13 protein-coding genes are annotated in these 13,408 nt (G+C 67.7%); 6 read left to right on the top strand and 7 right to left on the bottom strand.

Annotation, left to right across the window (positions count from 1 at the left end):
- The first annotated feature begins 38 nt into the window (after positions 1-38).
- A complete protein-coding gene (locus FDA38_RS41895; protein WP_233715240.1) occupies positions 39-605 on the top strand; it encodes a GNAT family N-acetyltransferase in 567 nt (188 codons plus the stop codon).
- The gene (gene ubiG, locus FDA38_RS41890) at positions 595-1,404 is read left to right on the top strand and encodes a bifunctional 2-polyprenyl-6-hydroxyphenol methylase/3-demethylubiquinol 3-O-methyltransferase UbiG (RefSeq protein WP_137259672.1); all 810 of its coding nucleotides are present in this window, start codon (positions 595-597) and stop codon (positions 1,402-1,404) included. Before FDA38_RS41895 ends, ubiG begins: the two co-directional genes overlap by 11 nt.
- On the opposite strand, the gene FDA38_RS41885 is transcribed toward ubiG, so the two are convergent.
- Complete coding sequence (locus tag FDA38_RS41885; RefSeq protein WP_233715239.1) at positions 1,364-1,915, bottom strand: LysM peptidoglycan-binding domain-containing protein; 552 nt, start codon at positions 1,913-1,915, stop codon at positions 1,364-1,366. The genes ubiG and FDA38_RS41885 overlap by 41 nt on opposite strands.
- 368 nt (positions 1,916-2,283) lie before the next feature.
- Between FDA38_RS41885 and lexA the strand changes: the two genes are divergently transcribed.
- Together lexA and FDA38_RS41875 are read left to right on the top strand one after the other, a co-directional pair.
- Positions 2,284-3,033, top strand: a complete 750-nt coding sequence (gene lexA / locus FDA38_RS41880; protein ID WP_233715238.1) for a transcriptional repressor LexA — start codon at positions 2,284-2,286, stop codon at positions 3,031-3,033.
- 48 nt (positions 3,034-3,081) lie between these two features.
- Complete coding sequence (locus FDA38_RS41875) at positions 3,082-3,591, top strand: glutathione peroxidase (protein WP_137259671.1); 510 nt, start codon at positions 3,082-3,084, stop codon at positions 3,589-3,591.
- A gap of 174 nt (positions 3,592-3,765) precedes the next feature.
- Here FDA38_RS41875 and ligD read toward each other — a convergent pair whose 3' ends face one another.
- The 4 genes from ligD to secD all read right to left on the bottom strand — a co-directional run bounded on the left by ligD (position 3,766) and on the right by secD (position 9,954).
- Positions 3,766-4,743 carry a non-homologous end-joining DNA ligase gene (gene ligD / locus FDA38_RS41870; RefSeq protein ID WP_137259670.1) on the bottom strand — a complete coding sequence of 326 codons (978 nt, stop codon included), beginning with the start codon at positions 4,741-4,743 and terminating at the stop codon, positions 3,766-3,768.
- Positions 4,740-6,734: an ATP-dependent DNA helicase gene (locus FDA38_RS41865; protein ID WP_137259669.1), complete on the bottom strand. Its 1,995-nt coding sequence runs from the start codon at positions 6,732-6,734 to the stop codon at positions 4,740-4,742. The genes ligD and FDA38_RS41865 overlap by 4 nt, the downstream gene beginning before the upstream one ends.
- A gap of 66 nt (positions 6,735-6,800) precedes the next feature.
- The gene (locus FDA38_RS41860) at positions 6,801-7,607 is read right to left on the bottom strand and encodes a COG4705 family protein (protein ID WP_137259668.1); all 807 of its coding nucleotides are present in this window, start codon (positions 7,605-7,607) and stop codon (positions 6,801-6,803) included.
- A gap of 46 nt (positions 7,608-7,653) precedes the next feature.
- The gene (secD, locus tag FDA38_RS41855; RefSeq protein ID WP_137259667.1) at positions 7,654-9,954 is read right to left on the bottom strand and encodes a protein translocase subunit SecD; all 2,301 of its coding nucleotides are present in this window, start codon (positions 9,952-9,954) and stop codon (positions 7,654-7,656) included.
- A gap of 344 nt (positions 9,955-10,298) precedes the next feature.
- Here secD and FDA38_RS41850 point away from each other — a divergent pair, with 344 nt between their 5' ends.
- On the top strand, positions 10,299-10,556 hold the full coding sequence (locus FDA38_RS41850) for a hypothetical protein (RefSeq protein ID WP_137259666.1): 258 nt from the start codon (positions 10,299-10,301) through the stop codon (positions 10,554-10,556).
- A 60-nt stretch (positions 10,557-10,616) separates the two neighbouring features.
- On the opposite strand, the gene FDA38_RS42560 is transcribed toward FDA38_RS41850, so the two are convergent.
- Complete coding sequence (locus FDA38_RS42560) at positions 10,617-10,769, bottom strand: hypothetical protein (RefSeq protein WP_170990049.1); 153 nt, start codon at positions 10,767-10,769, stop codon at positions 10,617-10,619.
- A gap of 198 nt (positions 10,770-10,967) precedes the next feature.
- On the opposite strand from FDA38_RS42560, the gene FDA38_RS41845 reads away from it, so the two are divergent.
- Positions 10,968-11,651, top strand: coding sequence for a hypothetical protein (locus tag FDA38_RS41845; protein WP_137259665.1), 684 nt, complete (start codon positions 10,968-10,970; stop codon positions 11,649-11,651).
- 3 nt (positions 11,652-11,654) lie between these two features.
- Here FDA38_RS41845 and FDA38_RS41840 read toward each other — a convergent pair whose 3' ends face one another.
- On the bottom strand, positions 11,655-12,899 hold the full coding sequence (locus FDA38_RS41840) for an MFS transporter (protein ID WP_137259664.1): 1,245 nt from the start codon (positions 12,897-12,899) through the stop codon (positions 11,655-11,657).
- Between the last annotated feature and the right edge of the window lie 509 nt (positions 12,900-13,408).

Here is a 13,408-nt window from a genome sequence, read left to right as displayed (position 1 = left end):
GTCTAACGTCATTAGACAGCGTAGCCGAGGATGGTGCCGTGACTGGATTCCGACCCGCGTACCCACTGCGGACCGAGCGGCTGGAGCTGCGGCCGCATCGGATGGACGACCTGGACGATCTGTACGCGTTCCACTCGCGGCCGGAGGTGGTGCGGTACACGCCGTGGCCGGTACGCGATCGCGACGAGACGCGGGTCGCGCTGGAGAAGAAGCTTCCGCAGGGCGAGCTGACGGAGCCGGGCCAATGGCTGGTGCTCGCGATCGAACTGCGCGAGACCGGGACTGTGATCGGCGAGGTCCTCTTGAAGTGGGCGAGCGAGACCGATCGTCAGGGCGAGATCGGGTTCGCGCTGCACACGTCGTACCAGGGGAAGGGATTGGCTGCGGAAGCGGCGCGGGAGATGTTGCGCGTCGGGTTCGAGGAACTCGGGCTGCATCGGATCGTTGCGGTGCTGGACGATCGGAATGACGCTTCGGCTCGGCTGCTCGAGCGGTTGGGGATGCGTCGGGAGGCGCATTTCATCGACGCGCTGCAGTTCAAGGGCGAATGGGCAAACGAGTACGTGTACGCATTGCTGGAGGACGATTGGCGCGATGCCAATTGACAACGCGATCTACGACCGGCTGGGCGGCGGTTGGTGGGACGAGTCGAATCCACTGAATGCGCTGAACGGCAGCTTCACCCCTGCACGGTTCGCCTATTTCCGCGACGTCCTCGATCGACTCGGGCGCGATCCGGCCGGCCTGCGGGCCGTCGATGTCGGCTGTGGTGGTGGCTTTCTGGCCGAGGAGTTCGCACAGATCGGCTGCCGGGTGGTCGGCGTCGATCCGTCAGAGGTGTCGATCAGGACGGCGCGGCAGCACGCATCGGCGTACGGACTGAAGATCGGGTACGCCGTGAGCGTGGGCGAACGGCTGGCGCTCAAGGACGAGAGCGTCGATATCGCGTACTGCTGTGACGTGCTCGAGCATGTCGCGGAGCTGGATCAGGTTGTCGCGGAGACGGCGCGGGTGTTGAAGCCTGGCGGGATCTACCTGTTCGACACGATCAACCGGACGTGCGCGTCGAAGCTGTTCTTCATCAAGCTGCTGCAGGAGTGGCGACTGACGCGGGTCGTCGACACCGACGTGCACTCCTGGGCGATGTTCATCAAGCCGATCGAGCTCGAGGAGATTCTGCGGCGGCACGGGCTGCGGTTGGGCCAGATCGTCGGGCTCGGGCCGCGAGCGGGTGTCGCTTCGCTGGGATGGAACTTCCTGCGGATGCGACTCGGTCGACTGTCGTTCGGCGAGGCGAGTCGGCTGATGGACATCGGCCGGGTGCAGCGGGTCGACCTGTCCTACCTCGGGTATGCCACCAAGGTCAGCCGGCGATCGGGATCTGGAGCGTCTCGCCAGGCGTGATGTCGGCCGGGCTGGAGAGTTTGTTGAGGTCGGCGATCTTCTCGACGATGGTGGCCGGATCCTCGGTGGGGTTGGTGTTCTGCGCGATCGACCACAGGGTCTGACCGGGCGCCACCTGCACCGGGACGGTGTGGGTGAAGTGCGGGCCGGGCTCGAGAACGCCGGTCACGCGGAGACCCAGGACGACGATCGCCGAGCCGAAGATCAGCACCGACAGCGCGGTCAGCAGCATCCGGCCGCGGCGGGTCAGGCGAAGCGTGGATGGCTCGATCTCCGGGCGCTGACGGGTCGGCGTGGCGTGCCGGCCGAGCACCTCGCCGGAGCAGGCACGCACCGGAAGCGAATCGGTGGTCGCACCCTGGATCCGGGGCCGACGGCGCGGCGTGGTCTCCGGTGACGGAGCCGTCGTCGCCGGCGGGACCGAGCGCAGCATCGGCTCGGGTGAGCGGTGCGCGGGCTCGGGCGAGCGTTGCGGTGCCAGTGCGTTTGCCGCGAGAGCTGCTGTGCTCATCGGATCCTCCAGACCTCGGTCAGTGCGCGTCCTGCGGTGTTGAGTCCTGTCTACCGGCCGCCTCCGACAGTTTCTGAAGACGAGCCCGCCCGACCGGACCGAACACCTGTTCGATCGAACGTCTGTACGAATGATTAACCGACAGGCGCCCGTCGCGCAACCACTTCCAACCGGGACACGCCCACGAAATTCCCTGACGCCGAAGTTGCCCGCGTGCGGCTTATAACCTGACACACGAACAGATGTGCGAACCGACACGCCTTCGAACAGATGTTTGAAGAATCTCAGGATTCGGTCTACGGTCATCACTGTCGAGCAAGCTTCGGCCGGTGGTGTGATCGCCGGCCCGACCCGAGGAGCAATCACCGATGGCCAGGACGCCGAGCGGTTCCAGCAAGGATGACCGGACCGTGACCGAGCTGCCCGACGGTCCGGCCGACGCGACCGGGCTGACCCCGCGCCAGCGCCGCGTGCTGGACGTGATCCGCGATTCGGTGGACAGCCGCGGTTACCCGCCCTCGATGCGCGAGATCGGCGAGCGGGTCGGGCTGACCAGCTCCTCCTCGGTGTCGCACCAGCTCCGCGTGCTCGAGCAGAAGGGTCTGCTGCGCCGCGATCCCAACCGGCCAAGGGCGATCGAGGTCCGCTACCCCGGCGAGGTCGACGCGGCCGCCCGCCGTTCGGCGCTCGGCTCGGTGCGGCAGACGTCGTACGACGAGACCGGTGCGGGCGACGCGCATCCGGACGCGGTTTACGTTCCGGTGGTCGGCCAGATCGCCGCCGGTAACCCGATCCTGGCCGAGCAGGAGATCGAAGAGGTCTTCCCGTTGCCTAAGGCAATGGTCGGCGAGGGCACGCTGTTCATGCTGAAGGTCAAGGGCGAGTCGATGATCGACGCGGCGATCTGCGACGGCGACTGGGTCGTCGTCCGGCAGGAGCAGACCGCAGAGAACGGCGACATCGTGGCCGCGATGATCGACGGCGAGGCGACCGTGAAGACGTTCAAGAAGACCAAGACCGAGATCCTGCTGCTACCGCACAACCCGGCCTTCGAGCCGATCGACGGTAAGGACGCCGTCATTCTCGGAAAGGTCGTAACAGTTCTGCGCCGAGTCTGACATGTCAGACGGCGAGCGAAGTCCGGCGTGTCGTGTCAGCATTGAGCTATGACGACTGTCTATGACTTCAGCGCCACGCGGATCGAAGGCAGTGAACAGTCTCTTGCCGACTTCCGCGACCAGGTCCTCCTGGTGGTGAACACGGCGTCGCAGTGTGCCCAGACTCCGCAGTACACAGGTCTTCAGAAGCTCCACCGGACGTACCGCCGGCAGGGCTTCGCTGTGCTCGGTTTCCCCTGCGACCAGTTCGGCCACCAGGAGCCCGGTGACGAGAACGAGATCGCGAACTTCTGCTCGACGATCTACCACGTCACGTTCCCGATGTTCGCCAAGATCGATGTCAACGGATCGCGGACGATCCCGTTGTACAACTGGCTGAAACGCGAGCAGGGCGGCCTGCTCGGCGGTCGGATCAAGTGGAACTTCACCAAGTTCCTGATCGGCCGCGACGGTGGGGTGATCGCGCGCTACGCGCCCACCCACTCGCCGGAGAAGCTGGCCGACAAGATCGAGGCCGCGCTGGCAGTGCCGGCGCCGTCGAGGGAAACGAACGACTGACCCATCAGGTTCGGGGCCATGCGCAACAAGTCGTTCAGCGTGAAGAGCACCAGGGTTCGCTACCGGTGTTGGCGAAAAGGCCTTGTTTTCTGCGACAGCTGAACACCGACCGTCTCAGTGCCACAGAATTTCGCACCGCATTCCGAACAATTACCTTGCCTGCCTGCATGTCGCTCAGCCGGCGTCGACCAGAACCGTTTCCGGGTTGATGTCGAGGCGCAGCCCACGCCAGACCGGATGCCGGAGCCGGCCGTCGCCGCCCCAGCCGGAGAAGGTGACCTCGGCGACCAGGACGGGATCGAGCCAGTGCGCCCGCCGCCGGTCGGTCATCGGGATGCTCGATGGGTCGAACGCCGGGCGGTCGACCTCGAGCCCGGACAGCTCCGCGCTGAGCATGTCGAGGGTCGCGAAGTCCAGGCCGGACCCGACCTTGCCGATCAGCACGAGCTCGCCACCCGGTTCGGTGTACGCGCCGCAGTAGAAGGAACCGATCATCCCTTCCCGGTTGCCCTCCCCCGGATGCCATCCGCACAGCACGACGTCCCTGGTCTGCACCGGCTTGATCTTGATCCAGTCGGAGCTGCGACGTCCCGGGAGGTACCGCGACTTTCGCCGCTTGGCCACGACACCTTCGAGCCCTTGGGCGGCGGACTGGTCCAGCGCTTCCGAACCGTCCCGCAGTGCGGGCGGGATCTCCCAGAACGGGTCGCCGATCTCCAGCGAGTCGAGCAGCCCGCGGCGATCGTCGTACGTTGCCTCTAGCAACCACTTGCCGTCGAAGCGGAGTACGTCGAAGAGCCGGACCGAGACCGGGACCTCGGTGATCAGATGCCTGAGCTGGCGTGGATCGCGCACGTGCATCCGCCGTTGCAGCAGACCGAACGACGGCGCGCCCTTGTCGTCCAGCGTGACGATCTCACCATCGAGTACGGCGGGCAGCCGCAGCCCTGGCGCCTCGGCGAGACCGATGAGCTCCGGGTACCCGCCTGAGACATCGTGGCTGTTGCGCGACCACAGCCGGCACACCCCGTCGTCGACCTCGGCGATGACGCGGATGCCGTCCCACTTCAGTTCGTACGACCAGCCCGGACCCGATGGCATCTTCCCCAGCGACGCCATCATCGGCAGCACGGGCGGACCGGCCGGACTCATGAGGACTGCAGTCGTTTCAAGGCGCCGAGCACCTTCTCACGATCAGCGGTCGGCCACATCGGGGGCAAGGAGGCGCGCAGGAACCCGCCGTACCGCTGGGTGACGATGCGGGGGTCGAGGATCGCGACGACACCGCGGTCGGTGCTGCGGCGGATCAACCGGCCGGTGCCCTGTGCGAGCAGCAGGCCGGCGTGCGTCGCGGCGACGGCCATGAACCCGTTGCCGCCCGCTTCGTCGACCGCGCGCTGGCGGGCTGCCATCAGGGGCTCGTCGGGGCGCGGGAACGGGACGCGGTCGATGATCACCAGGTTGCAGGTCGAGCCGGGCACGTCGATCCCCTGCCACAGCGACAGCGTCCCGAACAGTGAGGTCTCTGGGTCGTCGACGAACTCGCGGGCCAGTTCGCCGAGCTGTGCATCGCCCTGACAGAGCACCTTCAGGTCGGTGGCCTCGCGTACTGCGGCTGTCGCTGCTTCCGCGGCTCGACGGGACGAGAAGAGCCCGAGTGTCCGGCCGCCGGCCGCGGTGATCAGGTCGATGATCTCCTCGAACTGCTTCTTGCCCAGGCCGTCGCGGTGCGGCGGCGGCAGGTGCTTCGCAACGTACAGAATCGCCTGCTTCTCGTACTCGAACGGGGAGCCGACGTCGAGACCGCGCCACGGCAGCGGAGCCGTCTCCGAGTCCTCCAGCTCCGGCATCTCCTCGTCGTCAGCGAGCTTGTCGGCGGGACGCAGGCCGACCTGGCGGGCGATCGCGTCGAAGTCACCGCCGAGCGTCAGCGTTGCGGACGTCAGGATCGCGGTGCGATCGCGCAGCACCAGCTCGCGGAGCAGGCCGGCCACGGTCAGCGGGGCGATCCGGAGCTCGCGGCCGAAGCGGTCGCGGTCGATCATCCAGACGACGTCGAGATCGCTCAGCGCGGCGACGCGTTCGGCAACGTCGAAGATCTCCTTGACCGCGCCCTTGGACTGCCGCTTGGCGCCGTCCGGGTCGTCGTCCTTGTCGTCGGACTTCTTGTTGAGGTCGGAGTACATCCCGCGGGCCGCGTCGCGGATCAGCGCGGCCGCCTCCAGGACCGGGCCGTTGGCCGCCTCGATCCGGCCCTCACGAGTGCCGTCGAGGGCTGCGCGGAGGGCATCGGAGGCGTCGATCAGGTCGTCGGCCTTGTCGTCGTCGACGAACCGGCGGGCCCGCTTGGCGGCACGCTCGACCATCTGCGGCGACAGCTCGTCACCCGCGGCGCCGGTGACCCGGGCGGGCAGCTCGTGGGCCTCGTCGACGATGATGACGTCGTGCTCGGGCAGGACGGTCCGGTTCTCGAAGGCGTCGATCGAGAGCAGGGCGTGGTTGGTGATGACGATGTCGGCCTTGCGGGCGTGCTCCTTGGCCTTCTCGGCGAAGCACTCCTCGCCGTACGGGCACTTCTGCGCGCCGAGGCACTCGCGCGCGGCGATCGCGACCTGCTGCCAGGCCTGGTACTGGTGGGAGGGCGCGTGGTCCCGGTCGCCGGCCTCGCCGTCGGCCAGCTGCTGCTCGGCCCAGTCGCGCAGCTCGATGACCTGGCGGCCGACCTCTCCGGGCGGCGGCACATCGATGAGCATCCCGTCGTCGTCCGGCGCGCCCTCGCGGATCCGGTGCAGGCAGGCGTAGTTGTTCCGCCCCTTCTGGATCGCGTACTTCGGTCTGCGCGGGAGGAGCTTCTCGGTCGCGTCGAGGAGGGCCGGGACGTCGCGGTCGACGAGCTGCGACTGGAGCGCGAGGGTCGCGGTGGAGACGACCACGCGGCGGTCCTCGATCGCGTGCAGCAGCGCGGGCACGAGGTACCCGAGAGACTTGCCGGTACCGGTGCCGGCCTGCACGAGCAGATGCGATCCGTCGTGCATCGCGGTGTCGACGGCCTGCGCCATCTCCACCTGCCCCGGCCGGGTCTGACCGGCGATCCCGGCCACGGCAGCTTCCAGCAATTCCCGCACATCGACACCCACCGCCACACCCTAGCCCGGAGGACCGACAGATTTCCGGTCCGGCGGGCGAGGGTGTGGATAACGCGGCGTGCGCTACGACGCCGAGTCGAGGACCGGGTCGGATTCGCCGGCAGCCGACTCGCGGGCGTGGACGGCCGCATGGTCGACGTCGCTGTGGGTCACAGTCAGGTAGGCGACGAACACCGCGAACAGCAGCAGCCCGATCCCGGTGACCGGGCCGAGTCCCCAGCCGACGCCACCCTCGTGGGTGCCCTTCCCGAGCCAGTCGGCGACCGAGGCGCCGAGCGGCCGGGTCAGTACGTACGACGCCCAGAAGGCGACCGTGACGTTGAGGCCGAGCTTCCACAGGCCGAGCGGGACGACGATGAGTACGGCGAAGAGCAGGATCGACCAGGTGAAGCCGAGGCCGAAGTCGATGGCGGTAGCGTCACCTACCGCAGTACCGAGGCCGAAGGTGAGCAGCACCACACCCCAGTAGAACCGCTCACGCCGGGCCGTGGTGATCGAGTGCACCGAGATGGTGCCCTCGCTTCGTCGCCACCAGGTCAGCAGGCCGCAGAGCAGCACGAGGTACACGATCGAGTCGAACCAGTACGGCGTACCGAGCGCGACGTGCGGTCCGTCCGCGATCATCGTGCCGAAGAGAGCGACGCCGAGCACGGTGGCCCAGTAGCGCACCGGGTGGTACGTGTCGGCCTTGAGTTGCAGGTAGAGCGCGGTGAAGAAGCCGCCGACCCCGATGAGGGCGGCCAGCGGGATGCTGATGGTGCCGAGGAAGTCCGAGGCGGTCTCCCCGATGCCGGTCGTCAGCAGTTTGACGACCCAGAACATGAAGAAGACCGCCGGGACCTTTGGAGCAGAGAACACGCGAATTCGCATGAGCCCGAACGCTAGTACCGCCAAGCTGACAGGTAGCTGAGTGCGCTCAGACGACGGCACCTCGGTCGGGTTGGGCGTCGCGGTCGACCTGGGGACGCTTCGGACGCGGCGGCGGCGCCGGGTAGCGCCGCTCGAGCTCGAGCAGCAGTGGCGCCGCGGTGAGGTTCGACGAGTAGGTGCCGACGAGGATGCCCAGCAGCAGCGCGAGGGCGAAGTCGGCCAGTGAGTTGCCGCCCAGGAACAGCAGTGCGCTGAGGATGAACAGGGTCGAGATCCCGGTGTTGATGGTCCGCGGGAGGACGTTGACGATCGCGGTGTCGATGACCTTGCCGAGGTTGTCGGTGGCACGAGCGTTGCGGGTCTCGCGGATGCGGTCGAAGACGACGACGGAGTCGTTCACCGTGTAGCCGATGATCGTCAGGATCGCGGCGAGGAAGATGCCGTCGATCGGCTTCCCGGTCCAGGCGAAGACGCCGACCACGACCGCGACGTTCTGCACCAGCGCGAGTACTGCGCCGGCGCCGAAGGTCCAGCGGAATCGGGCGGCGAGGTACGCCAGCTGGGCGAGCAGGGCGATGCCGAGGGCGATCAGGCCCTTGTTCCGCAATTCCTCACCGAGCGACGGGCCGATGCTCTCGTTGCGGATCACCTCGGCGCCGCCGCCGATCCGCGAGATCGACTCCTTGATCTTCTCGGCTTCGTCGTCGCTGATCGTCCCGGTGCGGACGGTGATGTCGTCGGCGCCGGACGCCTGCACGACGGCGGTCGGGTATCCGGCCTCGCCCACGGCGGCACGGGCTTGGTCGGGCGTGACCGGTTGCGTCGTACTGACCTCGAGCAGCCGGCCGCCGGTGAACTCGATGCCAAGATTCAGTCCGCGTACGGCGACGCCGGCAACGCTCACGATGATCGCGACGGCCGTGATCACCAGCCAGCGGCGGCTGTGTTTCATCAGGGCCGGCTGCCTCGCCTCCAGCCAGGTGCGGACCTTGCCGTGGCCGGCGATTCCGCTCAGGCCGGGGTGGCGCAGTACGAAGCCGCGCGAGACGGCGAACTCGGCAAAGACTCTGGTGACGACGAGCGCGGACAGCATCGAGGCGAGTACGCCGATCGACAGCGTGACGCCGAATCCGCGGACCGGGCCGGCGGCGAGGAAGAAGAGCAGACCAGCAGCCAGCAGCGTGGTGATGTTGGAGTCGGCGATCGCGGAGAGGGCGTTCTGGAAGCCGCTGCGGAGGGATCGGCGGAGGCCGTCTGTTCGACCCGCTATGTAGTCCTCGCGGGCGCGTTCGAAGACGAGGACGTTGGCGTCGACGGCCATGCCGATCGCCAGGACGAAGCCGGCCAGGCCGGGCAGGGTCAGGGTCGCGCCTAGGACGGTCAGGGCGGCGTACGACATCGCGGCGTACCCGAGGAGGCCGAGGACTGCCATCAGGCCGACCAGGCGGTAGACCACGATGATGAAGAGAGCGGTCAGCGCGAGGCCGATGATCGCGGCGAGGGCGCTGGCCTGGATCGCGTCCTGGCCGAGCGACGGGCCGACGGTCCGCTGGTCGATCACCTGGACCGGGACCGGCAGCGCGCCACCGGAGATCAACGCGGCGAGGTCCTTCGCCTCTTCTTCGGTGAAGGCTCCGGAGATCGTCGTGTTTCCGCCGGTGATGCCGACGTTGCAGAGCTGATTGCCACCGTTCGGGTCGACCTGCGGCGCGCTGATGATCTCGTTGTCCAGCACGATCGCGATCAGCCGCGGCGCGGTGTTGACCGGGTTGCAGGCGGCCTTGCCGGTGATCGTCGACCAGATCTTGCCGCCGTCGCCCTTGAAGTTCATCTCGACGAACCAGCCCTGCGCGACCTGCTGCGGGTCGAGCCGGCCCTCCGCGCCGCTGACCAGCTCACCGGTCATCGCCGGCTTGGCGAGCCGGAGGAAGCCCTGGCCGCTCTCGCTGGGCAGGTACAACTCCCCCGCCGCTGGTTTGGCCGGCTTCGTCGCGACCTGGTCGAGCACCTCGTGGAACGTGAGCTGCGCGGTCTTGCCGATCACCTTCGCGGCCTCACGCGGATCCTGCACGCCGGGCAGCTCGACAATGATCCGGTTCTCGCCCTGGCGGGTGACGTTCGGCTCGCTGACGCCGAGCGCATCGATCCGCCGGTGCAGCACCTGGGTGGCCTTGTCGGTGGTCTCCCTGGTCGCCTTCACCGTCGGAGAGTCCTTGGCCTCGAGCACGATCTGCGTCCCACCGCGCAGGTCGAGACCCAGCTGTGGTTTCGCGGTCAGCGTGACGTACGTCGACGCCGCGAGGACCAAGAACGCGAGCAGTACACGGATGAGGGACGACCGGTTCACCGAAGCCTCCGGAGGTGGGCACCCGCGGTGCGGATGTCGTGACAGAGAGCACCCACGCGAGCGTGGACGCACAGTGTACGGACGCTATTCAACCGGTACGGCGAACAAATGCACAAGCGACTGGGTCGCGGGTGATCGTCTTTCCCTCCGGTTATCACGAACCGGGCGGTCGGCAGGTCTCGGTCGGTTGTCGATAGACCACCGGTAGTTGTTGCCCACGGCACCAGTTCGTTAAACGGGTTTCCATTGGGGTCGAATCGATTGATGAGGCAGCCGATCCGGTACTAGCGTGACGGAGAGTTGCATAAGGCAACGATATGTTCGCGACGTGAGAGGCAGGTTCCATGAGATCGATCGGGCGAATGGTTGCGATGGGTGCGGCCGCGGTGGCTGTGGTCGCCGGTGGGGCGACGGTGGCGCAGGCGCAGACCGAAACCATCCACACCGTCACCTGCGCGACCCAGGACGAGTGCATCCAGAAGCAGAACGTGTACCGGCACTACGGGTACGCGGTGTCCGACGTCTGGTACCACGATCCGAACTCGACCTGTGCACCGGAGTGGCCGTGCGCTCCGGGCTGGCAGTTCCAGTGGGAGGAATGAACTAAACGCTAGATCGCGCGGGTGGCATCCCCTCTCGGAGGTGGGATGCCACCCGCGAACTCAGGTGTGCAGGTTGGGGCGGTAGACGAGCTGCTGGGTGTGGCCGTCGAAGGTGTGGCTCTCGATCAGCTCCAGGTCGAAGTCGCCCGTGCCCTCGAAGATCCGGTTGTCGTTGCTCTGGCTCCGGCTGTTGATCACCGGGAAGATCGTCACCTGGGCCTCCTAGTTCAGTGGGCGTCGTCGGCGGCCTTCACACCTACCACGAACACTTCGGCATCGATCCGGCATCGCGTCTGGGACCTTTCTCGCCTGCCCAGAGCGGGTGCACACTCGGACTGGCTCTACTTCGCGTCGCGGATTCTGGTGCCTAGAGCACCGATTAATCCTGCGGCCGCGACCGTGGGAGGCGGTATGGACGAGTCACGGGCACTTCGGCGCGCGGGGTGGGCGGGCGCCGTATCGATCGTGTTGCTGATCGTCGCGGTGGCACTGGGCTATCTGGTCGGCGTCGACGACCCGAGCATGTCGGACGCGGACATCGTCGCGAGGCTCAACGACGACGGGCGGCAGGCCGCCGCCGGAGTCGGGCTGCCGGTGCTCGCTGCGGGCGTCGCGCTGCTGCTGTGGTTCGCCACCGGTCTGCGACAGGTGCTGGATCGGCTGTCCGGGGGTGACCCGATCGCGCATGCGATCGTGCCGGGGGCGGCGCTGTTCAGCGGGCTGATGATCACCGGTGTCTCACTCGATGTGGGGAGTGCGTTCGCGGCCTGGTCGGACGAGTTCACCGCCGACCCGAACACGGTCCGCGCGCTCGGCATGGCGGGGCAGGTCGTCGCGCTCACCGGGCTGATCGGCGGTGGTGTGGTGGTCGCCGTCACGACGCGGATCGCCCAGCAGGCGCACGCTCTGGCGACGTGGGCCGTCTGGGTGTCGTACGCCGTCGCCGTACTGTGCCTGTCCGGGTTCTGGAGCGGGGGCATGGCGTCGGTGGCCTTCGCGCTGTGGATGGTCGGAGCGGTGATCGGGGTACTCCGCGCTGCGCGGCGTACGGCACCTGCGGCAGAGGGCACCCGTAAGCCGCCGACCGAGGTGTAGAGCTCAGTTCTTGGTGGACAGGCGTCGTAGCCGTGGGGTGGCCAGGAGGATGCCGGTGGTTACGACGATGGCGAAGGTGAGGAGGATGAGCTTGAAGGACGCGTGCTGCAGTGCGATTCCTGCGGCGACGACGGGGAGCGAGAGGCCGAGGTAGCCGACGACGTAGAAGAGGGCCAGGGCGGCGGCGCGGTCCTTGGGCGGGGCGGTTGTGAGGACGGTGGTCAGCGCGCTTCGGAAGATGCTGCCGCTTCCGACGCCCACCAGACCGGCGCCGGTGAGGAACAGGGCCAGGCTCGGCGGGTGTACCCAGGCTCCGGTCACGATCACGGCGAGACCGAGGATCAGTACGGGGACTCCGAGGGCGAGCAGGCGACGCTGGGGCCAGGTCGCGGTGGCCACCTGCGTCATCGCACCGACGCCGAACGAGATAAAGACGGTCAGACCGGCCAGCGCGGGTGACGAGCGGTGCAGCGAGCCGGACAGGAAGGCAGAGGCGAGCCCCGCGAACAGCCCGAACACGGTGAACACGAGGAAGTCACCGGTGAGTGCCGCACTGAACTGGGTCCTGGCCGCTGCTGGAATGGCCAGTCGCTGGGGGCGGTAGCGAGGGCGGGGTTCGGGCAGCGGCCTAACCTCGGGAGAACGCCAGGTGACAACCAGTGCGAGCGTCAGCAGGACGGCAAAGATGATGTAGATCAGGCGGGGCAGACTGGGAACGTAGGTCGCCAGCAATCCGGCTACCAAGGGTCCGGTGGCCAGACCGCCGACGTTGGCGACCGTGGACACGATCTGCGCTCGCCGAGTCGCGACGCCGTTGGGGCCGGAGTCCAGATCGGTGAGGTAGGCACCTGCTGTCGCGGTGGCGGCCCCTAGAGCCAGTCCGGTCAGCACTCTGCCGACGATGAGAGCAGGCAGCGAGGTGGAGGTCGCGAAGATCAGCGCGGCTGCGAGAGCGGTCGCGATCGCGGGGATCAGGAGGGTTCGTCGCCCGTACCAATCCGAGAGATGCCCGACGAGGAGCAGACTCACGACGATGCCGGCGGCGAACACGGCGTACACGATGGTGACGGTGATCGAGGACAGGTGGTCCTGCCGTCGATAGAGGCTGTAGAGCGGGCTCGGGGCGGTGGAGAAAGCGGTGAGTGTCGCCATGCTTGCAGCGATCGCCCAGAAACCGGCGGCCCGGCTAAGCCGTCCGCGGGCGGGCTGGCCGGCCGCGTGTTCGATGTGGACAGTTGGGTTACTCATGTACCCGATGGTCTGCGGCAAGGCCGTCGGTCACACCAGGGCGACCCACGTGCCTGACCACTGGTCGCTAGCTCGCCCGCAGCCCACCGTCGATCCGCCAGCAGCACCGGGCGGCAGCCCGCAACTCCGAAGGCAGCCGGACAGGGATGCACGGCGCGCTGAGCCGGGGGTGGGCAGGAGCCGCGGAGCAGGTGCGCTGAGGAGCGAAGCGACGAAGAAAGCGGCTGCGTAGCACGTGGGGGATCATCCACAGTCCCCCGGCGGGGGCAGTTGCTAGGCACGCTCACGCCAGCCCCGGGGTAGTCGACCGCGGGCGGCAGCCCGCAAACCCGGCGATAGCCGGCACGGTCCGGCGATAGCCGGAAGGGGATGTACGGCGATGAGCCGGGGTGGGCTGTGTCAAGGATTGTGGACGGTTGGTTGGGGTTGTTGGTTAGGCGGCGGTGGGGGTTTGGTGGTTGGTGAGGGCTTCGTGTGGGGTGCGGTAGCCGAGGGTGGAGTGGAGTCGT

This window comes from Kribbella jiaozuonensis (genome assembly GCF_005233875.1).
In the GTDB taxonomy this organism is placed as follows: domain Bacteria; phylum Actinomycetota; class Actinomycetes; order Propionibacteriales; family Kribbellaceae; genus Kribbella; species Kribbella jiaozuonensis.
The sequence above is the reverse complement of the archived record's forward strand: the minus strand, read 5'-3'. Positions and strand labels throughout refer to the sequence as shown.

What these genes read in the sequence shown, in the direction of transcription:
- ubiG (WP_137259672.1), top strand. Translation starts at nt 595, where the DNA reads ATGCCAATTGACAACGCGATCTACGACCGGCTGGGCGGCGGTTGGTGG.
- FDA38_RS41885 (WP_233715239.1), bottom strand. Translation starts at nt 1,915, where the DNA reads ATGAGCACAGCAGCTCTCGCGGCAAACGCACTGGCACCGCAACGCTCG.
- lexA (WP_233715238.1), top strand. Translation starts at nt 2,284, where the DNA reads ATGGCCAGGACGCCGAGCGGTTCCAGCAAGGATGACCGGACCGTGACC.
- FDA38_RS41875 (WP_137259671.1), top strand. Translation starts at nt 3,082, where the DNA reads ATGACGACTGTCTATGACTTCAGCGCCACGCGGATCGAAGGCAGTGAA.
- ligD (WP_137259670.1), bottom strand. Translation starts at nt 4,743, where the DNA reads ATGAGTCCGGCCGGTCCGCCCGTGCTGCCGATGATGGCGTCGCTGGGG.
- FDA38_RS41860 (WP_137259668.1), bottom strand. Translation starts at nt 7,607, where the DNA reads ATGCGAATTCGCGTGTTCTCTGCTCCAAAGGTCCCGGCGGTCTTCTTC.
- FDA38_RS41850 (WP_137259666.1), top strand. Translation starts at nt 10,299, where the DNA reads ATGAGATCGATCGGGCGAATGGTTGCGATGGGTGCGGCCGCGGTGGCT.
- FDA38_RS41845 (WP_137259665.1), top strand. Translation starts at nt 10,968, where the DNA reads ATGGACGAGTCACGGGCACTTCGGCGCGCGGGGTGGGCGGGCGCCGTA.
- FDA38_RS41840 (WP_137259664.1), bottom strand. Translation starts at nt 12,899, where the DNA reads ATGAGTAACCCAACTGTCCACATCGAACACGCGGCCGGCCAGCCCGCC.